A 21,179-nucleotide genomic window follows, 5' to 3' on the forward strand; every position below is an offset into this window, starting at 1 on the left:
CTATCGGTCTACCGTCGTTTTGCCCGGAGTGGCGCATGAGTCGCCGCCTGCCACAGATCCACAACGTGGTCGAAGAACACATCGGGCCGTTCCGTCAGCAGCAGCTGGATCTGGAGTTTTCCAACGGCGAGCGCCGGCATTTCCAACGGCTGGTCAGCGGCGGCCACGGTGCTGTCGTGGTGGTGCCGATGCTCGATGAGGAGACCGTGCTGCTGGTGCGTGAATACGCCGCCGGCCTGCATCGCTACGAGCTGGGCCTGGTCAAGGGGCGCATCGATGAAGGCGAAACGCCGATCGAAGCGGCCGACCGCGAACTCAAGGAGGAGGCCGGTTATGGCGCGCGGAAGCTGGATGCGCTGCGCAGCCTGACTTTGGCGCCTACTTATATGAGTCATCAGTCCACCCTGGTGCTGGCACGCGATCTGTATCCGCAGCGTTTGCCCGGCGACGAGCCCGAGGAACTGGAAGTGGTGCCGTGGAAGCTGGCCGAGCTGGACCAGCTGATGCTGCGCGAGGATTTTTCCGAGGGACGCTCGCTGGCAGCCCTGTTCATTGCCCGTGAGTGGCTGCGAGGTGGCGCATGAGCGCAGTAGTAGATGATGTCCTGCGCGAAGGCGTGCTGGATATCGCCCAGCGCGCAGGCGCGGCGATCATGCAGGTCTATGCCAGTGGCTTCGATATCGAGCACAAGGCCGACGATAGTCCAGTCACCACGGCCGACCTGGCCGCCCACCGGCTGATCGTCGCAGGTCTGTCGCAGCTGACCCCGGATATCCCGGTGCTGTCCGAAGAATCGGCGCAGCTGCCATGGGAAACCCGTCGGCAGTGGCAGCGCTATTGGCTGGTGGATCCGCTGGACGGCACCCGCGAATTCATCAAACGCAATGGCGAATTCAGCGTCAACATCGCGTTGATCGAACAGGGCGTATCGGTGTTTGGGGTGGTGCAGGCGCCGGTGACCGAGGTCATCTGGCATGCTCAGCGCGGTGGCCAGGCCTGGCGCCGCAGCGGTGAGCAGCAGGATGCGATCAACACGCGGGTGCCACCGGCATCGCCGTTGCGGGTCGCTGCCAGTCGCTCACATGCCAGTGCGCGCACTGCGAGCTTGTTGGCGCGGATGGGCGAGATCGAGCTGATCGCGCAGGGGTCCTCGCTGAAGTTCTGCCGCATCGCCGAAGGCACGTTGGACGTATACCCACGTCTGGGGCCAACCAGTGAGTGGGATACCGCTGCCGGCCAGTGCGTTCTGGAAGCCGCTGGCGGTGTGGTCTTGGCCGCCGATGACGGTGTGCCGTTTGCCTATAACCAGCGGCCGCGTCTGCTCAATGGTGATTTTGTCGCTTTGGGTGATGCCTCGCTGCCATGGCAGGAGTGGGTGGCCGGGCTTTGATGCCCTGCCAGCGGCTGTCTGTAGGGAACTTCAAACGCCGGCAATTGCCGGCGTATTCGTGAAAGGTGATGTAAGCATGTCCGAACTGACCGATATCCAGACCCTGTTGCAGATCATGGCGCGCCTGCGCGATCCCAATGGCGGATGCCCGTGGGACCTGGAGCAGGACTTCGCCAGCATCGCGCCATATACAGTGGAGGAGGCTTTCGAGGTCGCCGACGCCATCGACCGCAACGACCTGCCGGATCTGAAGGACGAGCTCGGCGATCTGCTGCTGCAGGTGGTGTTCCACGCGCAGATGGCCAGCGAGCAGGGTGCCTTCGATTTCGGCGATGTGGTGGCCTCGATCAGCAACAAGATGATCCGCCGTCACCCGCATATCTTCGGCAACACCGAGGTCAGCGATTCCGACGAGGTGCTCGCCAACTGGGACGAGATCAAGCGCAGCGAACGCGCCGCCAAGGGCGAGCTGGACGCTTCTGCATTGGCCGGTATTTCGCGTGGACTGCCGGAATGGCTGCGCGCCACCAAGCTGCAGTCGCGTGCCGCCCGCACCGGCTTCGATTGGCCCGATGCGGTACCGGTGCTGGACAAGCTGCGCGAGGAGATCGACGAAGTGCAGGCTGAGTTCGAGCTTGCCGCCACGGGCGTGGACAACCACACCCGTCTGCAGGAAGAGCTGGGTGATGTGTTGTTTGTCTGCGCCAATCTTGCCCGCCACGCCAAGGTCGATAGCGGCACCGCACTGCGTCATGCCAACCACAAGTTCGAGCGCCGCTTCCGCGCGATGGAAGCGCTGGCGGCTGCGCAGGGAAAAGCAATGTCACAGCTTGATCTGCAGCAGCAGGAAGCACTCTGGCAGCAGGTCAAGCAGCAGGAAAAGGACGCAGCGAAGTGAAAACCTTCGCCCTGTTCGTGCTGACCGCATTGGCCGAGATCGTCGGCTGCTACCTGCCGTGGCTATGGCTGCGGCAGCAGGGCAGCCCGTGGCTGCTGTTGCCGGCTGCCGCCAGCCTCGCTTTGTTTGCATGGCTGCTGACCCTGCACCCGGCCGCCAGTGGGCGCGTCTATGCCGCCTACGGTGGTGTCTATGTCTGCATGGCACTGCTGTGGCTGTGGCTGGTGGACTCGGTCAAGCCCACCCGCTGGGACCTGCTTGGTGGCGGCCTCTGCCTGCTCGGCATGGCGGTGATCATGTTTGCCCCACGCAGCAACTGAAGCGCCTATGCTGGCCGAACCCTGTCCTGGATGCCGGCCATGTCGCGTTTCAGTAGCTTCCGCCAGTTTTACCCGTTCTATCTGGGCGAGCACAGCAACGTCATCAGCCGCCGCCTGCACTTCATCGGCAGCTGCGGCGTGCTGCTCTGTGTGGCGCTGCTGCTGTGGAGCGGCCAGCTGCGTTGGCTGTGGTTCGCGCTGCTATGCGGCTACGGCTTTGCCTGGGTGGGGCACTTCTTCTTCGAGAAGAACCGGCCGGCGACCTTACGCCACCCCTTCTATTCATTTGCCGGTGACTGGGTGATGTTCGTCGACATCCTGCGCGGGCGGGTGCGCCTGTAGGCGCTTGCCCGGTTGTTTCCGGGGCTGTCGCTATACTCGGCCCATCAATCAGCACAAGGAGCGATCTCATGGGCAGTGGAGCAGGGTTGTTGGCGTTGGTGGTCGTGGTGGCCGGCATCATCGTGCTGTTCAAGACGGTGCGGATGGTGCCGCAGGGCTATGAATGGACGGTGGAACGCTTCGGCAAGTACACGCATACGATGACCCCGGGCCTACACTTTCTGATCCCGATTGTTTACGGCGTCGGCCGCAAGGTAAACATGATGGAGCAGGTGCTGGACGTGCCCAGCCAGGACGTCATCACCAGGGACAACGCGGTGGTGCGGGTGGATGGCGTGGTGTTCTTCCAGGTGCTGGATGCGGCCAAGGCGGCCTATGAAGTGGCCAACCTGGAAGTGGCGATGATTGCACTGGTACAGACCAATATCCGTACCGTGATCGGTTCGATGGACCTGGATGAGTCGCTGAGCCAGCGCGAGACCATCAACGCCAAGTTGCTCAACGTGGTCGACCACGCCACCAATCCATGGGGTGTCAAAGTTACCCGCATCGAGATCAAGGATATCCAGCCACCGGCCAACCTGGTGCAGTCGATGCAGCAGCAGAAGATGGCCGAGCAGAACAAGCGCGCTGCCATTCTGGAGTCCGAAGGTATCCGTCAATCGGAGATCCTGCGCGCCGAAGGTCAGAAGCAATCCGCCGTGCTGGAAGCAGAAGGGCGCAGGGAGGCCGCATTCCGCGACGCCGAAGCACGCGAGCGTCTGGCCGAGGCCGAAGCCAAGGCAACCACAATGGTGTCCGACGCGATTGCCAACGGCAGCGTGCAGGCGATCAACTACTTCATCGCACAGAAGTATGTGGAAGCTTTCAGTGAGCTGGCCAACTCGCCCAACCAGAAGCTGGTGCTGATGCCGATGGAAACCAGTGGCGTGATCGGTTCCATTGCCGGTATTGCCGAATTGGCCAAGGAAGCTTTCGCCAAGCAGGGCGAAACCAAGCAGCCTGCACGCGGCAACCCGCCGCCCCTGGGGCGCTGAGCCATGCGCTGGGAAGTGGTGATCTGGGCGGCGCTGGCGGTGACCTTGTTCGCCGCCGAGGCGCTGGCGCCGGGTGCCTTCATGCTGTGGATGGGCATCGCTGCAGCGGCGGTGTTCCTGACCGTCTGGGCAATCGACGGCATGAGCGTGTTGCTGCAGGTGATCCTGTTCGTGGTGCTGAGCTTTGTCTCGATCCAGGTTTACCGCACCTGGTTCCGGCAGCGTGCACGGCCCAGCGACCAGCCGCTGCTCAACCGCCGCGCCGAGCAGTTGATCGGGCGCGTGGTGACGCTGGATCAGGCGATCAGCGCAGGCGTCGGCCGGGCCAAGGTGGACGATGCGTTCTGGGTGGTCGCCGGCCCCGACCTGCCGCAGGGTAGCGCGGTGCGGGTGGTGGCGGTGGATGGCATGACGCTGAAGGTGCAGCCAGTCTGAATACCGCTGCGGTGCTGCCGTTGTGGCAGTGCCGCAGGTTTTAAAAGTAACCATCTGGGATAATGGCGGTCCCCTTAGTGTGGAACGGCCATGACCCTGAAGACTTTGCTCAACGAAACCCACCGCTCACTCGGCGCCAAGATGGTCGATTTCGGCGGTTGGGACATGCCGATCCATTACGGCTCGCAGATCGACGAGCACAACCTGGTCCGCAGCGCCGCTGGCATGTTCGACGTCAGCCACATGACCGTGGTCGATCTGAAGGGTGCGCGCACCCGTGAATTCCTGCGCCAGCTGCTGGCCAACTCCATCGACAAGGTCAAGGTCCGCGGCAAGGCCCTGTACTCGTGCATGCTCAATGCGCAGGGCGGGGTGATCGACGACCTGATCGTCTACTTCCTGGCCGAAGACATGTTCCGCATGGTGGTCAATGCCTCCACCCGCGAGAAGGACCTGGCCTGGATCCGTCAGCACGCCGAAGCCTTCGGCGTCGAGGTGGTCGAACGCGAAGACCTGGCCATCATCGCCGTGCAGGGCCCGCAGGCGCGTGCGCTGGTCGCCGGCCTGGTAGCGGAGTCGGATCGTGCCGCGCTGGACAAGCTCGGCCGCTTCGCCGCGCTGGAAGTCAGCTCCACCGACGGCGTTGAACTGTTCGTCGCACGTACCGGTTACACCGGCGAAGACGGCTACGAAGTGCTACTGCCGCAGAGCGCGGTCGTCGCGTTCTGGAATGCGCTGCTGGCTGCTGGCGTCAAGCCGGCCGGCCTCGGCGCGCGCGACACGCTGCGCCTGGAAGCGGGCATGAATCTCTACGGCCAGGACATGGACGAAACCATCACCCCGTACGAGGCGGCGCTGGCATGGACCGTGGCACTGGATGACCTGGCCGATGGCACGCCGCGTGCCTTCACCGGGCGTGCGGTGCTGGAAGCACAGAAGGCTGCCGGTAATGCACGGCAGATGATCGGCCTGGTGATGGACGAGAAGGGCGTGCTGCGTCACGGCCAGAAGGTGCTCACTGCCAATGGCGAAGGCGAGATCCTGTCCGGTACCTTCTCGCCGACGCTGGGCAAGGCGATCGCCTTCGCACGCGTGCCGGCCGGTGCGCCGGGTGATGTGCGGGTGGACATCCGCGGCAAGGAAGTGCCGGTGCGCATCGTGAAGTTCCCGTTCGTGCGTGACGGCCAGGCACAGGCCGGTATCAACCTTTGACTGTAGGACCGGGCCGGAAGCGACCTTGCTTCCGGTTCGTTAAACTAGCGACTCATCCCGACCACCGTTTTTCCGGAGTAGTTCCATGAGCGAGATCCCTGGCGACCTCAAGTTCCTCAAGTCCCACGAATGGGCCCGTGTCGAAGGCAGCAACCGCGTTACCGTCGGTATTTCCGATCACGCCCAAGGTCTGTTGGGTGACCTGGTCTATGTCGAACTGCCGGCTGTTGGTGACAGTGTGCAGGCGGGCGTTGGTGCCGCTGTGGTCGAGTCGGTGAAGGCTGCTTCCGACGTCTACAGCCCGGTGTCCGGCACCGTTGTCGAAGTCAACGAAGCGGTAACCGACAAGCCGGAGACCATCAACGAAGACGCTTACGGCGACGGTTGGCTGTACGTTGTCGAGCTGTCCGATCCGGACCAGTTGAACGACCTGCTCGGTCCGGACGACTATGCCGAGATGTTAGAGAACGAGGACCACTGAGTCCTGTCGTGATCCGAAAAGCGGCCGCTGTCAGCGGCCGCTTTTTTTTGCGTCGATGTCAGCATCACGTGATGATCGCTGGTGATGAGTGGTCGGCGATGATGCGTTGAAGCGGGTGCCGGCGGACGCGACGTGGTTCCTGTTGGTGCGGTCGAAGGCTTCGAAATGGTTCAAAAAGTTTGCGCAAAATGATCCGTCGCGCAGCTAAAGCCTTGCCTTCGGCAAACTTTTTTTGGGGTGACCGAAGCGGCCCGTGGCGGGTGTTGGTCGCATGCTTTGAGATGCAGATGGAGTAGCGCTGATGCAGGTGTGTGCTGTCGACGTTGAAAAGAATAGTGCGCTTTTACCGATGTTTTTTTACTTTGTGTTTTTTCAGGAGCGCGTAAGTGCAGCGTCGGCGGGTGTGCACGGCGGGCTGTAGCGGCACGCGACCGGACGCGGAAGGCTGAAGGCTTCCGAAAAATATTTTGCAAAGATAGTTGACAGTAAAAAAAACCGTGATTAGGTTTCGCCCAGCAGACCTTTCCTGCGGAAGCGAGTGAGCCGGATCAACATTCAGACGCGAAGCACAACTTGGACGTCCGCCAGGATTTTTTTGATGGTGGAGCAGGACTCGCTTCCTTCCGCGAAACACCCCCCTGATTTCTATCTGGCACCTGCAGCGGGACCCGTTGTGGGTGTTTCTGTATCCGTAACGATGCGCTAGACGCGTCGTCGGTCCTCCGCCGAACACCGCGGATTTGCTTCAACTGGGCATTTCAATTCCATAGATCACTGACGAGGAACAAACCATGGCTACGAAGAAAGCAGCTAAAAAGCCGGCCGCCAAGAAGGCGGTAAAGAAAGTCGCCAAGAAGGCTGCCGTGAAGAAGGTTGCCAAGAAGGCAACCGCCAAGAAGGCAGTGAAGAAGGTCGCCAAGAAGGCTGTTGCCAAGAAGACCGTCAAAAAGGCAGCCGCCAAGAAGACCGTGAAGAAGGCAGCAGCCAAGAAGACCGTCAAGAAGGCAGCTGCCAAGAAGACCGTCAAGAAGGCCGTAAAGAAGGTTGCCAAGAAGGCAACTGCCAAGAAAGCCGTAAAGAAGGTTACCAAGAAGGCCGTAAAGAAAGTTGCCAAGAAGGCAACTGCCAAGAAGGCCGTCAAGAAAGTAGCCAAGAAGGCCGTCAAGAAGGTTGCCAAGAAGGCAGCTGCCAAGAAGGTCGTAAAGAAGACTGCAAAGAAGGTTGCCGCCAAGAAGCCGGCCGCCAAGAAGGTTGCTGCGAAGAAGAAGCCGGCCGCTCGCAAGAAGAAGGCCGCTCCGGTTGCGCTGCCGGCTACCCCGGCGCCGCTGATCTGATCCAGCTCCACTAGCAGTACCTGAAACTCCTTCCCCGACTGCCCAGCGGGGAGGGAGTTTTTTTATGGGCGTCTTTGGGAATGACGGGGCTTGGATGAGGAAGTGGCGTCAGCCGCGAAACCGGCTACACATCCGATCCGGCGGTGCTGCTTTGGTAGGAGCGGCGTCAGCCGCGAAGCTGATGGCACAACCGATGAGGCGATATCTGCCCTCGCGAGAACTCCCGGCCGGTTCCACCTGTTTCCCGGCGACCAGGCCATAGGGGATTCTGGCATCACCAGCTTCGCAGCTGACGCAGCTCCTATAGGCGGGTGCGGGTTCGCGAGTAGTGCCTGCCGAGCATGGCTCGGCACTACCGGTGCGGTGAAACTCGCCGATCAATCAATCGACGCCGAGGAACCGAGCCCTTCCTGTGCCGCAGGCAAGGGGAGGGTTGGGAGGGGTGCATTTGATTTGTGCGGGTGAAGCCCTGCCGAGCATGGCTCGGCACTACCGGTGCGGTGAAACTCGCCGGCCAAGCAATCGACGCCGAGGAACCGAGCCCTCCCTTTGCCGCAGGCAAGGGGAGGGTTGGAAGGGGCGCTTTTGATTTGCGGATGAAGCCCTGCCGAGCATGGCTCGGCACTACAGGTGACCCCGGTCTTTGTAGGAGCGGCGTCAGCCGCGAAGCTGACGTGCATCCGATCTACCGGCGCTGGCTCCTGCCGAAGGCGATGCTACCGAGTAGAGAAAAAGGCGGCCATCGGCCGCCTTTCGGATACTGCTGGAGATCGCAACGCAGCTCAGCGCGGCGATGCCACCGCACGATCAGAAGACGCGCCCTTCTTGCCGCCGCGTGCCGGAGCCGCATCTTCAGCCATAAGGTTGTCGCTGCCAAAGTCGGTGTCCACGTCCAGCCAGCGCTGCGTCGGCAGGCCGATGGCGCGATCAAGGATGGTTGGCATCATGCCGCTGGGCAGGCTGCTTTCGCCGTTCCACATGATGGCGATGCCAAGGTCACGTTCCGGCAGCAGCGCGACCAGGCCGCGATAGCCCTGCACCGCGCCGGCGTGGAAGACCACCTGGTGACCGGAGTAATCGAATACGCGCCAACCCAGTGCATAGCCAGCCGAATCCAGGCGCTGGTGACGCCAGCCCGAGCGCATTTCACCGGGCGTATTGACCAGCGGCGCATGCAGCGTTGCCAGCAACGGTGCCGGCAATACATCCGGACGGTGGCCGGTGTGTGCCAGCAGCCACTGCGCCATGTCGCTGGCACTTGCGTTGACGCCGGCAGCCGGTGCGACACGGTAGTAAGTGGGCTTGGGCGTCAGCGACACCCAGCCGTTGCGGCTGCGCACGTGCGGACGCGCCCAGCGTGAGCTGGCCTGGATACCGGCCAGGCCGAGGCTGGCATCGTTCATGCCCAACGGCTTGAGGATGCGCTTCTCGACGGCCTGCTCGTAGAAGCTGCCCGAGGCCGCAAACACCACATCGCCGACCAGGCTGAAGGCGACGTTCTGATAGGAGTAGCAATCACCAGGCGCGCATTTCAGCGGCGCGGTGGCCAGCTTCTGGGTCAGCGAGTAATAGTCGGCGTTGGCCTCGACATCGCGGTCATAGGCATTGCTGGTGAGACCGACGCGTTGGCTCAGTACATCGGCCACGGTCAGTTTGTCAGTTGCTTCGGGCGTGGCCAGGCGGAAGCCGGGCACGTAGTCGATGACCTTGCTGTCCCAGCGCAGGGTGCCATCGTTGACCAGCAGGCCGGCCATGGTGCCGGCGAAGGCCTTGGACAGCGACGCCAGGCGGAACACGGTATGTGCGTCCACTTCCTGCGGGTTGCTGATATCGGTAACGCCATAGCCGCGTGCCGACAGCACGCGGCCGTTCTGGACGATGGCCATGGCCATGCCGGGGACGCGGTTGCCGTAGGTCAGCTGCTCGGCCAGTGATTCGATGGCGGCGACATTGAAGTCAGCCGGCAGCGGTTGCACCTGATCCGGGCGCAGCGCAGTGCGATACGGCATCGGCTGCGTCGGCGATTGTGTGGGCGCGTTCTCCAGGTTCACCGGCATCGCTGCAGCAGCCGATGCGTCGGCAGGCAGGGTGGTGGGGGTGGGAGTCTGCGCGGTAGACGACAATGCGAAGGGCATCAACACCCCCAGCAATCCCGATGCCACCGGGCGAATGTGCCGGCGCTTGCTCGTGTCTTTCATCGTGATCGGTGCCTGTAAGCTACTGCTGTGGGCGATTCTAGCGCCGCTTTTCACCATTGCACAAACGGGGAGAGAATGAATGGGCATCGCGTTGATATTGCTGGTCTTTCTTGTGGTGGTTGTCGCAGTTGTGGCGGTGGGTGTCGGGATCTATAACGGGCTGGTGCGTTCACGTAACGCCTATAAGAATGCATTTGCGCAGATCGATGTGCAGTTGCAGCGGCGTTTTGACCTGATTCCCAACCTGGTGGAGACGGCCAAGGCCTATATGGGCCACGAGCGGCAGACCCTGGAAGCGGTTATCGCAGCGCGCAGCGCGGCGCAGTCAGGTTTGGCTGCGGCCAAGGCCGATCCGGGCGATCCGGCGGCGATGGCGCAGCTGGCGGCCTCGCAGGGGCAATTGAATGGCGTGCTGGGCAGGCTGATGGCAGTGGCCGAGGCCTACCCGGAGCTGAAGGCCAACCAGAACATGATGCAGCTCAGCGAAGAGCTCTCCAGCACCGAGAACAAGGTTGCCTTCGCGCGGCAGGCGTACAACGATGCGGTGATGGGCTACAACAATCGGCGCGAGACCTTCCCGGCCAATGTATTTGCCGACATGTTCAATTTCGCCACGGCTGCGCTGCTGGATATTCCGCTGGAGAAGCGCGAGCAGGTGCGCGAGGCGCCCAAGGTGCAGTTCTGAATCTGGCGCAGGCGTAACAGGGGCGCGGGATGAATTTCTTCGAACACCAGGCCCAGGCCCGGCGTAGCTCCGGGCGGCTGGTGCTGCTGTTTGCACTGGCGGTGCTGGCAATCGTGCTGATGGTGGACGTGCTGGTGTGGTTCGGCACCGGCAGCGTGCGTGGCGTGTTGTGGAGCAGCGCGTTGACCCTGGCGGTGATCGGGCTGGCCTCGCTGTACCGGATCAGCTCGCTGCGCGGTGGCGGTGAGGTGGTGGCCGTGCAGATGGGCGGCACCGAAGTGCCGGCCGATACCCGCGATCCGGCGTTGCGGCGGTTACGCAACGTGGTGGAGGAAATCGCCATTGCCTCCGGCGTGCCGATGCCGCGGCTGTATGTGTTGGAGCAGGAGGCAGGTATCAATGCTTTCGCCGCCGGCTATTCGCCTGCCGACGCGACCATTGCGGTCACCCGCGGCAGCTTGCAGCGGCTCAACCGCGACGAGCTGCAAGGCGTGATCGCGCACGAGTTCAGTCACATCCTCAACGGCGATATGCGCTTGAACATCCGCTTGATGGGCGTGCTGTTCGGCATCCTGATGCTCAGCGTGATAGGCAAGCGTGTGCTGCTGCACATGGGCGGCGGCAGCCGCGTGCGCTTCGGTCGCAGTGTCGGGCCGGTGTTCCTGCTGATGCTGGTTGGCTTGGCTGGCATCGCCATCGGCAGCATCGGTGTGCTTTTCGGGCGGCTGATCAAGGCGGCGGTATCGCGCCAGCGCGAGATACTTGCCGATGCCTCGGCGGTGCAGTTCACCCGCCAGACGCAAGGCCTTGCCGGCGCCTTGAAGAAGATCGGCGGGCTCGACGACGGCTCGCATCTGGCCGACCGTGCCGGTGCCGAGGAAGTCAGCCATATGCTGTTTGGCGAGGGCTTGCGTCTGTCCAGCTGGTTCGCTACCCATCCGCCGCTGGTTGAGCGGATCCAACGATTGGAGCCATCGTTCCGTGCCGAGCAGCTGCAGACGCTGCGCGGCAACTGGTTCAGTGCGTCGCCCGATGGCCTGGCCGAAGATCGCGCCTTGGGTCTGGCGGGGCGCGATGCGGCCAGCGTGGATGCGCTGCTGCCGCCGTTGCCGGGCATGCAGCAGATGGCGGTTGATCCAGCGTTGGTGGCAGCGCAGGTGGCGACGCCTGCCGACGACGATTACCGGCAGGCGGTACGGCTGGCAGGCAGTCTGCCGCCGCCATTGCGGGCATTGGCTGGCGATCGTGGCGCGGCGCAGCCTTTGTTGCTGGCGATGTTGCTGGACGCCGATGCATCGGTCGCCGCGCGGCAACGCGAGGCGGTACGCGAGCAACTGGGCGAGCCAATGGCCGATAGCGTGCTGAGCATCGCGGCAGGCCCTTTGCGTGACTTGCACGCGGCACTGCGGCTGCCGCTGGCGGCCTTGGCATTCCCGACCCTGCGCAGCCTGCCGCGCCCGCAGCTGACTGCGTTCATGCGTTGCATTGACGCACTGACCCATGCGGACGGGCGCATCTCATTGTTCGAATACTGCCTGTCGCGCTTGTTGCTGGTGCAGGTGCAGGCAGCCTTGGGCCCGTCACGTCATCTGCATTTCGGTCGCCGCAAAGCCAGTGGCGTGCAGCGGGAGTTCGCCATCTTGTTGTCGGTGGTGGCGCGTGCCGGCAATCCCGGCGACGAAGCGGCTGCGCGTCGCGCCTACCTGGCCGGGCTGCAGCGCATCCTGCCGCAGGATCATCTGCCGTATGCGCCGCCGGCGAACGGGGTGCTGGCACTTGATGCGGTTTGGGCACCGTTGGATTCGATGGACCCGTTGGCCAAGCAATTGCTGGTGGAAGCGGTGACCGCGACCGTCAGTCACAACCAGCGCGTCAACGTAGCCGAAGCCGAACTGCTGCGTACCATCTGCGCCACCTTGCATTGCCCCCTACCAGCGATGCTGCAGGTGGCGTGAGCCGCTTGTCTCCCTCCCTTTCGCATAGCGAAGGGGAGGGCTGGGGAGGGGTGTGCTTTGGCCTTTGCTTGCTTCTGTCCGACAAGTCGGCACCAATGCTCCTTGGGATGATTGATTTAGTTCCAAGCTTTAAAGGATTGGGCCTCACCCCAGCATCAAACTCGCCGCCCGCTCCGCAATCATGATGGTCGGTGCATTGGTGTTGCCGCTGACCAGGGTGGGCATCACCGAGGCATCGATCACCCGCAATCCGTCGATACCTCGCACCCGCAGCTGTGGGTCGACCACGGCCGCGTCATCGCTGCCCATGCGGCAGGTGCCGATCGGGTGGTAGATGGTCTCGGCCTTGGCGCGGATGAAGGCTTCCAACCCGGCGTCATCCAGGTTCTCATCAGCTGGGAGCAGCGGCGTCTTGCGCCACGGCGCAAATGCCGGCTGCTGCAGGATGTCGCGGCTCAGGCGCGCAGCTTCGATCATCATCTTCAAGTCGAAGCCTTCGGCGTCGCTCAGGTAGTTGGCCTGGATGCGCGCTGGTACAGCCGGGTCGGCGCTGGTCAGACCAATGCGGCCGCGGCTGCGCGGATGCAGGTAGCAGGCGTGCAGGGTATAGCCGTCGCCGGGCAGGCGATTGCGGCCGTGGTTGTCCAGCATCGCCGGGACGAAATGGAACTGGATGTCGGCGCGTTCGTCCGGTGCGAAACGCGAACGAACGAAGCCGCCGGCTTCGGCCACATTGCTGCTGCCCGCGCCCCGATGGCCGCGCAGGAAGTAGTTGAGCCCGATCATGATCTCGCTGGCGCGGTCGTAGCTGACGCCGGGCACGCTGCGGTACAGCGTGCAGATATCCAGATGGTCCTGCAGGTTGGCACCAACGCTGGGTTGGTCGAGCTGAACGTCGATTCCCTGCGCGCGCAGCGCATCGGCCGGGCCAATGCCGGACAGCATCAGCAGCTGCGGAGAGTTGATCGCACCGGCGCTGAGCAGCACTTCTGCGGCCGCATGATACTGCTGACGCTGGCCGCCCACGCGTAGGTGCACGCCGGTAGCGCGACCAGCGTCGATCTGCAGCCGTTCCACCAATGCACCGGTGATCACCTGCAGATTGCTGCGCGAACGCACTGGGGTGAGATAGGCGGCCGCTGAGGAGCAACGCGCGCCATCCTTCTGCGTTACCTGATACAGGCCTACGCCTTCGTGGCGAGGACCGTTGAAGTCGTTGTTGTGTGCATGGCCAGCCTGCTGCCCGGCGGCGATGAAGGCGTGGCTGAGTGGATTGACGTAGCGCAGGTCGGCTACCTGCAGCGGACCGTCGGCGCCATGCAGTGCATCGGCGCCGCGCGCATTGCCTTCGCTGAGGCGGAACCACGGCAGCACGCTGTCCCAGTTCCAACTGCTGGCACCGGCCGCTGCCCAGCGATCGTAGTCGCCGGGCACGCCGCGCACATAGCACATGGCATTGATCGAGCTGGAGCCACCCAGCACCTTGCCGCGTGGCCACCACAAGCGGCGGTTGCCCAAGGCCGGCTCCGGTTCGGTGTCGTAGCTCCAGTTGACTTGGCGGTTGTTGACCAGCCGGGCGATGCCCGCCGGCATATGGATGAAAGGGTGCCAATCGCGCGGCCCTGCCTCGATCAGCAGCACACGCAACTGTGGGTCGGCGCTGAGTCGGTTGGCCAGGACGCAGCCGGCCGAGCCGGCGCCGACGATGATGTAGTCGAATTCCTTCCCAGCTCCGCTCACAGCCTTCTCCCTCCCGAGTCCCTCAGGATAGAACGGCGCGTTGTGCCGGGGTAAACCCTGCCGCACTGGCGATGTTGCAGTGCATTAGATAACGTACGCGCTCTGCCGAGTCCCACCGGAGTTCCCCGATGCCGCCGTCCTCTCGCCACCTGCTGCGCCGGGGTGCCGTATGACCGTTTCGCGCGGGACTGGTGCCGTGTCGCGCTTGCTGCAAGCGCTGCGTGGCTCGCCACCGCTGTGGTGGTCGTTCCTGTACTTCTTCTGCCTGCTCAGCGGCTACTACGTGTTGCGCCCGGTGCGTGAGGCTATGGCGGCCTCGGCGGACATGGAAGCCTTGTTCCCGCCCGGGTTGATCGCCTGGTTCGCGGCCCATGGCATGCCGCTGAAGGACTTCACCCTGCAGTTCCTGTTCTCCTGTGTGTTTCTGATCATGCTGGTGCTGCAACCGCTGTACGGCTGGCTGGTCAGCCGCTATCCGCGACGGGTGTTCCTGCCGCTGGTGTATGGCTTCTTCATCATTACCCTGTTCCTGTTCTACGTGATGTTCAATGCCGGCGTCTCTGGGCGTGGGGCGGCATTCTTTTTCTGGACGACCGTCTTCAACCTGTTCGCGGTGGCGGTGTTCTGGAGCTTCATGGCCGACGTGTTCTCCAACGTGCAGGCGCGTGCGTTCTACGGCTATATCGGTGCGGCCGGCACGGTTGGCGCATTCCTGGGGCCGATCATCACCAGCTCGCTGGTGCAGCGCGTGGGTATTGCCAACCTGATGATGGTCTCGGCCGGCTTCCTGTCGATCTGCCTGTTCTGCATCTGGAAGTTGCGGCCATGGGCGGTGCAGCGCGAACGCGAACAGCAATTGGCCGATGGCGAGCAGCCGATGGGTGGCAGCGTGTTCGATGGACTGAAGCTCATCGCACGTGAGCCGCTACTGCGCTGGCTGGCCTTGATGGTGCTGTTCGGGGTAGGCGTGGGCACCATGTTGTACAACGAGCAGGCGGCTATCGTGCGCCGCCTGATCACCGACCCAGCGGCAAGCACAGCGTTCTATTCGCGCATCGATCTGGCGGTCAATGCACTGACCCTGCTGATCCAGCTGGGCCTGACCCGCTGGTTGCTATCGCGTTATGGCGTGGCGCCGGCGCTGTTGATTCCGGGCATTGCGATCATCATCGGTTTTTCGATAGCAGCAGCCTCACCGTTGCCGGTAATGGTGGCGGTGATCCAGGTGCTGACCCGAGCCAGTGAGTTCTCACTGGGCAAACCGGCGCGCGAGACGATCTACACGCGGGTAGATAGACAGTGGCGCTACAAGGCTGGTGCGGCGATCGATACCGTGGTTTACCGTGGTGGTGATCTGACGTTTGCCTGGGTGCACAAGGGTCTGTCCTTGCTTGGTTCGCAGGCGGTATTCGTCGGCGGTGCCGCGGTGGCGGTGTTCATGACGCTGTCGGCGCTGGGTGTCTTGCGCGAAGAGAAGAAGCTGCCGCAGGATCGCTGAGTGATTCCCTGCGGCGGGCTTGCCGCCGTACTGCGAGGATGAGATGACGATGAGCGTATTGGGCGTGATTGCGATGGTGGTGACGCTGCTGGTGGCAGCGTTGCACGTGTATTTCCTGGTGTTGGAAATGTTCCTGTGGACCGAGCCACAGGGCTTGAAGATCTTCCGCAATACGCCAGAGAAGGCACAGGCGACGCGGGTGCTGGCGGCAAACCAGGGCCTGTACAACGGCTTCCTCGCTGCCGGCATCATCACCGGGCTGGTGCTGGCGCAGCCGGTGCTGGTGACGTTCTCGTTGGTCTGTGTGGTAGTGGCCGGTGCCTACGGCGCATACAGCGTCAGCCCGCGGATCTTCTACGTGCAGGCCGTACCGGCTATTGTGGCGCTGCTGCTACGCGCGCTCTAGTGCCGAGCCATGCTCGGCAGAGGCATTGCCCGTAAAGCCCCCTGCCGAGCATGGCTCGGCACTACGGGGCATCGCTGGTGATCAACGGCTGATGTAGAGCGAGAATCCCAGCCACAACGGTACTGCATACAGCACCGCGCCCAGCACGAACAAGGCGGTCAGCAGGTGCACGCGCCAGTCATTGATGCGCAGGAAAACGAATTGCTCGATGCTGCGGCCCAGCCAGAACACGGCCATGAACGCCAACACCACGTGCCCCAGCCGGGTATCGAGCAGTTCGCGGGTGAACGCCAGCGACAGTACGGCCATTCCCACAAACACATAGATCAGGCGCAGGTTGAGGATCTGCATGATCGCGCGGTTGGCTGCGCTGAGCTTTGCCAGCTCGTGTTTCCAGCCGAACAAGCGCCAGAACGCGAGGTGGAACAGGGCAAAGCCCAGACAGTGCAGTCCGCCAATACGCAGCATCCATTCCGCGGTCTGCATGCGCTAGCCTCCGCTGCGGCTGGGACGTGGTGATACCCACATCGCGATGATGGCCTGGAATACCTCGGTACCGGCGGCATCGGTGACACTGACCTGCACCGGCAGGTCATAGCCGTGCTCGGCACTGATGATGGGCTGCTGCGGGGTTGCCACCGCCTTCAACACACCCAACGCCTTGGCCTGGTACTTCACTTCCATGCCCTTGGGGATCCAGCGCATGTCAGCGGGCAGGCTGGCATCCACCATCACGCCGCCGACCAGCTCGGCAAGATTGCACATCGCGATCGCATGCACCGTGCCGATATGGTTGCTGATGCGGCGACGCTGGCGGATCACGCCTTCGCAACGACCCGGCTCCAGTGCGGTGATCCGCGGCGAGATGCTGGCGAAATAGGGCGCCTTGAAGCAGACCGCGCGTGAGAACAGCCAGTTGCCGGCGGGCCAGCGGGTAAAACGACGGTATAGCGAGAGCAAGGGCGCAGTCATGGCATGGTGTCCTGATATGAAAACGGCGGGCACAAGGCCCGCCGTCGGTATTGCATGTGGATTGGCTTACGCGGCCTGCTGCGGCTGCGGGCGCTGCTTGCCCGGCAGGTCGTAGTAGCCAGCCGAACGCAGTTCGTGCGGCTCGAAGTCGTCCACGGTGATGGTATCCATGGTGATCTCGCGCAGCTCTTCCAGCAGCTTGCGCTCGTCCTGGGTGATCACGCCCTCGGCTACAGCTTCATCCAGCTGGGTGGCGAAGGTCAGCGCTTCGATGCCCTTGGTCTTCAGCGCCTTGATGAACTTGCGTTCCACCGGCTCGGCCATGATCGCCTTGGACAGGTAGCTGTTGATGCGGCCGCCCGGGTTGTTCTCGCACGGGGTCAGGAACACGCCCTGGGCCAGACGATCACGTGCCTCGCCCGGGGCCATCAGCGTTGCCGCAACGCGGCGGCTCAGGCGATCGCCCGGGGCCTCGGCGCGACGGCCGAACGGGAAGATCAGTGCCCACATCAGCCAGCCGATCGGACGGATCGGGAAGTTGCGCAGGGCAGCCGACAGCGACTCTTCGATCTTGTGCACACTGTCGTGGAAGGCCCAGGCCAGCAGCGGCTGGTCAGCGCTCGGTGCGCCTTCGTCGTGGTAGCGCTTGAGCATGGCGCTGGTCATGTAGATGTGGCTGAGCACATCACCCAGACGACCAGACAGCGATTCCTTGAACTTGAGCTTGCCGCCGAGCGTCATCATCGAGATGTCGGCCATCAGCGCCAGGTTGGCCGAGTAGCGGTCCAGCTTGCGGAAGTAGCGGCGGGTATAGGCGTCGCCCGGGGCGGCACCGAAACGCGCACCGGTCAGGCCGAACCACAGCGAACGCACGGCGTTGGAGATGCCGAAGCGGACATGGCCGAACAGCGCCTGGTCGAACTCGCGCAGGCCAGCCTTGCGGTCTTCATCCTGCGCAGCCTTCATTTCCTTCAGCACCCACGGGTGGCAGAGGATGGCGCCCTGGCCGAAGATCAGCAGCGAGCGGGTCATGATGTTGGCACCTTCCACCGTGATGGCGATCGGTGCGGCCTGCCAGCTGCGGCCGGCAAAGTTGCGCGGCCCGAGGATGATGCCCTTGCCGCCGATCACGTCCATCACGTCGGAAATGACTTCGCGGCTCATGTTGGTGCAGTGGTACTTGGCAATCGCCGACGGTACCGACGGCACGTCGCCACGGTCGACCGCAGCTGCGGTTGCCTGCGAGAGCGCGCTGATCTTGTAAGCCTTGCCGCCGATGCGCGCCAATGCTTCTTCCACGCCTTCGAAGCGACCGACCGATAGGCCGAACTGCTTGCGGATGCGTGCATAGGCACCGGTCACCACTGCGCCCGCCTTGACGCCGCCCGAAGCGGTGGAGGGCAGGGTGATGGAGCGGCCAACGGCCAGGCACTCGTTGAGCATGTTCCAGCCCAAGCCGCGCTTCTCGGCGCCGCCGATCAGCTGGCTCATCGGGATGAACACGTCCTTGCCGCGGATCGGGCCGTTCTGGAAGGTGGAGTTCAGCGGGAAGTGGCGGCGGCCGATCTCCACGCCATCGGTGTCACGCGGCAGCAGGGCCAGGGTGATGCCGATGTCCTTGGTATCGCCGAGCAGGCCATCCGGGTCGTACATGCGGAACGCCATGCCGATCAGGGTCGCGACCGGTGCCAGGGTGATGTAGCGCTTGTCGAAGGTCAGCTTCAGGCCCAGCACTTCCTCGCCCTTCCACATGCCCTTGCAGACGATGCCGAAGTCGGGGATGGAGGTGGCATCGGAGCCGGCGAACGGACCGGTCAGGCCGAAGCAGGGCACTTCCTGGCCGATGGCCAGACGCGGCAGGTAGTAATCCTTCTGTTCCTGCGTACCGTAGTGGTTGAGCAGTTCGCCCGGACCAAGCGAGTTGGGCACGCCGACGGTGGAACTCACCACGCTCGATACCGAGGCCAGCTTCTGGATCACCTTGTGGTGGGCCAGTGCGCTGAAGCCCAGGCCGCCGTATTCCTTCGGAATGATCATGCCGAAGAACTTGTTCTTCTTGATGAACTCCCACATGTCCGGCGGCAGATCCGCGTAGACGTGGGTGATCTCGAAGTCATTGACCATCTTGCACAGTTCTTCCACCGGGCCATCCAGGAAGGCCTGTTCTTCGGCGGTGAGCTGCGGCTTGGGATAGTTGAGCAGGATGTTCCAGTCCGGGTCGCCGGTGAACAGCTCGCCTTCAAAACCTACCGAGCCGGTTTCCAGGGCAATGCGCTCGGTCTTGGACAGCGGCGGCAGCACCTTGCGGAACACACCCATGAACGGTGCGGTGATCAGCGGTTTGCGCAGGAACGGCAGCAGCACCGGCACGCAGATCAGTGCAACGATGGCGGCGGCGACGATGATCGCGGTCTGGTTGACGCCGGCAAACCAGCAGATGGCCAGGGCCACCACACTGATGACCGTCCATACGACCAGGCGCATGCGGTGGTAGGCAACAAAGGCACCTGCAAGCAGCAGGGCCAGGAAAGGTACGACGATGCTCATGGACGTGCTCCGGTAACGTGCTCGGTTCGGGCGGACGCTGCGGAAGGCAGTGCGTCCAGATAGTTCAACACAGCGGCGGTAAACGCGTTGTTGTCATCGCCGGCCACCATGTGGGTGGCGTGGGGCAGATGGACATGCTGTGCGTGTGGCACCAGCGCCATGAATTCTTCAACGGTCTGCGGCGAGACCAGATCACTGCGGCCACCGCTGACCAGCAGCAGCGGGCATTGCACTTGTCGCGCGGCGTCGGCAATCACGCCTTGATGTTGCTCGCTGTCGCGTGCCAGTTCGTTGACCAGGCGCGGGTCCCAATGCCAATTCCAGCGGCCGTCCTTGCTTGGGCGCAACAGCGCACGCAGCGATTCTTCACTCTTGCGCGGGCGGTGCGGCATGTAGGCGGAGATGGTGTCGGCAGCGGCCTGCAGCGAGGCGAAACCGTCCGGGTGCGCGCTCATGAAGGCAAGAATGCGCTCCACACCGCTGGTTTCCCAGCGCGGGGTGATGTCCACCAGCACCATTGCCGAGAACAGGCCCGGCCAGCGCGCTTCGGCCATCAGCCCGAACAGGCCACCCATGGAAGCTGCGACCAATACCGGCGGCCGCGGCAGCTCTCCGGCGACCACGATCAGGTCATCGGTGAACTGATCGCCGTGGTAGGGCAGATCGCTGGCATTCCAGTCCGAATCGCCGTGGCCGCGCGCGTCATAGCTGAGCGTGGAGTGGCCTTCGGCATTGAGTGCGTCGGCAGTTGCAGTCCATGCGCCGCGGGTCTGGCCAAAGCCATGTGCGAACAGGATGCAAGGCTGTTTTCCGCTGGTTCTGGACGCGCCAAGGCCAGCGCCATGCGCACCTTCCAGACGGAGATCTTCAGTGGATACAGAGATGGGGGTTGGCGTAACCATACCTGATGGTATGGAATGGCCTGAATGACTGTCAATACCTATGAGTATGGAAATGCTGACTGGGAAGGGCGAGGGCGCTTTGCCTGATCATTTATTTGCCAGATTGTCCGGTTTTTTGTTGTCTACATACTGCAACCAGTCCCCGCCGTATGGTTAAATCTGCCCATGAACGATTCTTCAGTTTCCAGCACCGAGTCCCGCGGCACGCGGAACAGCCGCCTGAGCGCGGATGACTGGGCGCAAGCGGCCTTGGATTTGATCGCTGAACAGGGTGTAGGCGCAGTCGCAGTCGAGCCACTGGCGCGTCGCCTCGGCGTGACCAAGGGTAGCTTCTACTGGCATTTCCCCTCGCGCGACGCGCTGTTGCAAGCGGCTTTGGAGCGCTGGGAAGTTGTTGAGCAGCAGCAGGTATTCGGCAGCCTGGAAGAGGTGCCCGATCCGCGTACGCGGCTACGCGCGCTGTTTCAACTGGTCGCCCACGAAGTCACCCCGCACGTGATTTACAGCGAGCTGCTCAAGGCCTTGGACAATCCGATGGTGCGACCGGTCATCGACCGCGTCTCGCAGCGGCGCATGGAATACCTGATCGCCTCGTTCCGACAGGCCGGTCTGAGTTCCACCGACGCGCGTCATCGCGCACGACTGGCCTATGCGGCTTACGTCGGCTTCCTGCAGCTGTCGTTGCAGCTGCAGCAGCCCAAGCAGGCCCGCGAAGATTTCGAGGCCTATGTCGAGCATGTGATCGAGACGTTGATTCCGAATGGCTGAGTTGATCGACTGCGAATGAGCGTGCAGGGCCGCAGTGATGCGGCCTTTTCTTTTGCGGT

21 protein-coding genes are annotated in these 21,179 nt (G+C 63.1%); 15 read left to right on the forward strand and 6 right to left on the reverse strand.

The window, feature by feature from the left end; translation table 11 throughout:
* Positions 1–35 precede the first annotated feature (35 nt).
* From nudE to ACVOLL_RS00220, 10 genes are all read left to right on the forward strand, one after another.
* Positions 36–584: an ADP compounds hydrolase NudE gene (gene nudE, locus ACVOLL_RS00175; protein ID WP_296252621.1), complete on the forward strand. Its 549-nt coding sequence runs from the start codon at positions 36–38 to the stop codon at positions 582–584.
* Positions 581–1,390: a 3'(2'),5'-bisphosphate nucleotidase CysQ gene (gene cysQ / locus ACVOLL_RS00180; protein ID WP_481511013.1), complete on the forward strand. Its 810-nt coding sequence runs from the start codon at positions 581–583 to the stop codon at positions 1,388–1,390. Before nudE ends, cysQ begins: the two co-directional genes overlap by 4 nt.
* 76 nt (positions 1,391–1,466) lie before the next feature.
* Positions 1,467–2,288, forward strand: a complete 822-nt coding sequence (gene mazG, locus ACVOLL_RS00185) for a nucleoside triphosphate pyrophosphohydrolase (protein ID WP_481511014.1) — start codon at positions 1,467–1,469, stop codon at positions 2,286–2,288.
* A complete protein-coding gene (locus ACVOLL_RS00190) occupies positions 2,285–2,608 on the forward strand; it encodes a YnfA family protein (RefSeq protein WP_481511015.1) in 324 nt (107 codons plus the stop codon). The genes mazG and ACVOLL_RS00190 overlap by 4 nt, the downstream gene beginning before the upstream one ends.
* Positions 2,609–2,647: 39 nt before the next feature.
* Positions 2,648–2,950 (forward strand): Mpo1-like protein, encoded by a 303-nt coding sequence (locus tag ACVOLL_RS00195; RefSeq protein ID WP_481511016.1) that lies wholly within the window; start codon positions 2,648–2,650, stop codon positions 2,948–2,950.
* Positions 2,951–3,018: 68 nt separating this feature from the next.
* Positions 3,019–3,987: an SPFH domain-containing protein gene (locus tag ACVOLL_RS00200; RefSeq protein ID WP_481511017.1), complete on the forward strand. Its 969-nt coding sequence runs from the start codon at positions 3,019–3,021 to the stop codon at positions 3,985–3,987.
* Between the two features lie 3 nt (positions 3,988–3,990).
* A complete protein-coding gene (locus ACVOLL_RS00205; RefSeq protein ID WP_481510176.1) occupies positions 3,991–4,422 on the forward strand; it encodes an NfeD family protein in 432 nt (143 codons plus the stop codon).
* Between the two features lie 90 nt (positions 4,423–4,512).
* A complete protein-coding gene (gcvT, locus tag ACVOLL_RS00210; RefSeq protein ID WP_481511018.1) occupies positions 4,513–5,634 on the forward strand; it encodes a glycine cleavage system aminomethyltransferase GcvT in 1,122 nt (373 codons plus the stop codon).
* An 85-nt stretch (positions 5,635–5,719) separates the two neighbouring features.
* Positions 5,720–6,115, forward strand: coding sequence for a glycine cleavage system protein GcvH (gcvH, locus tag ACVOLL_RS00215; RefSeq protein WP_282270622.1), 396 nt, complete (start codon positions 5,720–5,722; stop codon positions 6,113–6,115).
* A 791-nt stretch (positions 6,116–6,906) separates the two neighbouring features.
* Positions 6,907–7,449, forward strand: coding sequence for a hypothetical protein (locus ACVOLL_RS00220; protein ID WP_481511019.1), 543 nt, complete (start codon positions 6,907–6,909; stop codon positions 7,447–7,449).
* Positions 7,450–8,231: 782 nt separating this feature from the next.
* Here the strand turns inward: ACVOLL_RS00220 and ACVOLL_RS00225 are convergent.
* Positions 8,232–9,647, reverse strand: coding sequence for a serine hydrolase domain-containing protein (locus ACVOLL_RS00225; protein WP_481511020.1), 1,416 nt, complete (start codon positions 9,645–9,647; stop codon positions 8,232–8,234).
* A 79-nt stretch (positions 9,648–9,726) separates the two neighbouring features.
* Between ACVOLL_RS00225 and ACVOLL_RS00230 the strand changes: the two genes are divergently transcribed.
* Together ACVOLL_RS00230 and ACVOLL_RS00235 are read left to right on the forward strand one after the other, a co-directional pair.
* A complete protein-coding gene (locus ACVOLL_RS00230) occupies positions 9,727–10,332 on the forward strand; it encodes a LemA family protein (protein ID WP_481511021.1) in 606 nt (201 codons plus the stop codon).
* A gap of 29 nt (positions 10,333–10,361) precedes the next feature.
* Positions 10,362–12,287 carry a M48 family metallopeptidase gene (locus tag ACVOLL_RS00235; protein ID WP_481511022.1) on the forward strand — a complete coding sequence of 642 codons (1,926 nt, stop codon included), beginning with the start codon at positions 10,362–10,364 and terminating at the stop codon, positions 12,285–12,287.
* A 144-nt stretch (positions 12,288–12,431) separates the two neighbouring features.
* Here ACVOLL_RS00235 and ACVOLL_RS00240 read toward each other — a convergent pair whose 3' ends face one another.
* A complete protein-coding gene (locus ACVOLL_RS00240) occupies positions 12,432–14,027 on the reverse strand; it encodes a GMC family oxidoreductase (RefSeq protein ID WP_481511023.1) in 1,596 nt (531 codons plus the stop codon).
* A gap of 169 nt (positions 14,028–14,196) precedes the next feature.
* On the opposite strand from ACVOLL_RS00240, the gene ACVOLL_RS00245 reads away from it, so the two are divergent.
* Both ACVOLL_RS00245 and ACVOLL_RS00250 read left to right on the forward strand, forming a co-directional pair.
* Complete coding sequence (locus ACVOLL_RS00245) at positions 14,197–15,525, forward strand: NTP/NDP exchange transporter (RefSeq protein ID WP_481511024.1); 1,329 nt, start codon at positions 14,197–14,199, stop codon at positions 15,523–15,525.
* Positions 15,526–15,574: 49 nt separating this feature from the next.
* Positions 15,575–15,931: a DUF1304 domain-containing protein gene (locus ACVOLL_RS00250; protein ID WP_481511025.1), complete on the forward strand. Its 357-nt coding sequence runs from the start codon at positions 15,575–15,577 to the stop codon at positions 15,929–15,931.
* Between the two features lie 81 nt (positions 15,932–16,012).
* Here the strand turns inward: ACVOLL_RS00250 and ACVOLL_RS00255 are convergent, their stop codons facing one another.
* From ACVOLL_RS00255 to ACVOLL_RS00270, 4 genes are all read right to left on the reverse strand, one after another.
* Entirely contained in the window at positions 16,013–16,417 is a 405-nt protein-coding gene (locus tag ACVOLL_RS00255) for a hypothetical protein (RefSeq protein WP_481511026.1), read from the reverse strand.
* A gap of 3 nt (positions 16,418–16,420) precedes the next feature.
* On the reverse strand, positions 16,421–16,903 hold the full coding sequence (locus ACVOLL_RS00260) for a hotdog fold domain-containing protein (RefSeq protein ID WP_481511027.1): 483 nt from the start codon (positions 16,901–16,903) through the stop codon (positions 16,421–16,423).
* A 66-nt stretch (positions 16,904–16,969) separates the two neighbouring features.
* Complete coding sequence (locus tag ACVOLL_RS00265; RefSeq protein WP_481511028.1) at positions 16,970–19,450, reverse strand: acyl-CoA dehydrogenase; 2,481 nt, start codon at positions 19,448–19,450, stop codon at positions 16,970–16,972.
* Complete coding sequence (locus ACVOLL_RS00270) at positions 19,447–20,352, reverse strand: alpha/beta fold hydrolase (protein WP_481511029.1); 906 nt, start codon at positions 20,350–20,352, stop codon at positions 19,447–19,449. The genes ACVOLL_RS00265 and ACVOLL_RS00270 overlap by 4 nt, the downstream gene beginning before the upstream one ends.
* A 165-nt stretch (positions 20,353–20,517) precedes the next feature.
* On the opposite strand from ACVOLL_RS00270, the gene ACVOLL_RS00275 reads away from it, so the two are divergent.
* Positions 20,518–21,120 (forward strand): TetR/AcrR family transcriptional regulator, encoded by a 603-nt coding sequence (locus ACVOLL_RS00275; RefSeq protein WP_481511030.1) that lies wholly within the window; start codon positions 20,518–20,520, stop codon positions 21,118–21,120.
* The last annotated feature ends 59 nt before the right edge of the window (positions 21,121–21,179 follow it).

Source organism: Stenotrophomonas sp. STEN035, assembly GCF_056759935.1.

Bases quoted from the DNA above. Each gene is read 5' to 3' on its own strand.
- nudE (WP_296252621.1), top strand. From the start codon at position 36: ATGAGTCGCCGCCTGCCACAGATCCACAACGTGGTCGAAGAACACATC.
- cysQ (WP_481511013.1), top strand. From the start codon at position 581: ATGAGCGCAGTAGTAGATGATGTCCTGCGCGAAGGCGTGCTGGATATC.
- mazG (WP_481511014.1), top strand. From the start codon at position 1,467: ATGTCCGAACTGACCGATATCCAGACCCTGTTGCAGATCATGGCGCGC.
- ACVOLL_RS00195 (WP_481511016.1), top strand. From the start codon at position 2,648: ATGTCGCGTTTCAGTAGCTTCCGCCAGTTTTACCCGTTCTATCTGGGC.
- ACVOLL_RS00200 (WP_481511017.1), top strand. From the start codon at position 3,019: ATGGGCAGTGGAGCAGGGTTGTTGGCGTTGGTGGTCGTGGTGGCCGGC.
- ACVOLL_RS00205 (WP_481510176.1), top strand. From the start codon at position 3,991: ATGCGCTGGGAAGTGGTGATCTGGGCGGCGCTGGCGGTGACCTTGTTC.
- gcvT (WP_481511018.1), top strand. From the start codon at position 4,513: ATGACCCTGAAGACTTTGCTCAACGAAACCCACCGCTCACTCGGCGCC.
- gcvH (WP_282270622.1), top strand. From the start codon at position 5,720: ATGAGCGAGATCCCTGGCGACCTCAAGTTCCTCAAGTCCCACGAATGG.
- ACVOLL_RS00220 (WP_481511019.1), top strand. From the start codon at position 6,907: ATGGCTACGAAGAAAGCAGCTAAAAAGCCGGCCGCCAAGAAGGCGGTA.
- ACVOLL_RS00225 (WP_481511020.1), bottom strand. From the start codon at position 9,647: ATGAAAGACACGAGCAAGCGCCGGCACATTCGCCCGGTGGCATCGGGA.
- ACVOLL_RS00230 (WP_481511021.1), top strand. From the start codon at position 9,727: ATGGGCATCGCGTTGATATTGCTGGTCTTTCTTGTGGTGGTTGTCGCA.
- ACVOLL_RS00235 (WP_481511022.1), top strand. From the start codon at position 10,362: ATGAATTTCTTCGAACACCAGGCCCAGGCCCGGCGTAGCTCCGGGCGG.
- ACVOLL_RS00245 (WP_481511024.1), top strand. From the start codon at position 14,197: ATGACCGTTTCGCGCGGGACTGGTGCCGTGTCGCGCTTGCTGCAAGCG.
- ACVOLL_RS00250 (WP_481511025.1), top strand. From the start codon at position 15,575: ATGAGCGTATTGGGCGTGATTGCGATGGTGGTGACGCTGCTGGTGGCA.
- ACVOLL_RS00255 (WP_481511026.1), bottom strand. From the start codon at position 16,417: ATGCAGACCGCGGAATGGATGCTGCGTATTGGCGGACTGCACTGTCTG.
- ACVOLL_RS00260 (WP_481511027.1), bottom strand. From the start codon at position 16,903: ATGACTGCGCCCTTGCTCTCGCTATACCGTCGTTTTACCCGCTGGCCC.
- ACVOLL_RS00265 (WP_481511028.1), bottom strand. From the start codon at position 19,450: ATGAGCATCGTCGTACCTTTCCTGGCCCTGCTGCTTGCAGGTGCCTTT.
- ACVOLL_RS00270 (WP_481511029.1), bottom strand. From the start codon at position 20,352: ATGGTTACGCCAACCCCCATCTCTGTATCCACTGAAGATCTCCGTCTG.
- ACVOLL_RS00275 (WP_481511030.1), top strand. From the start codon at position 20,518: ATGAACGATTCTTCAGTTTCCAGCACCGAGTCCCGCGGCACGCGGAAC.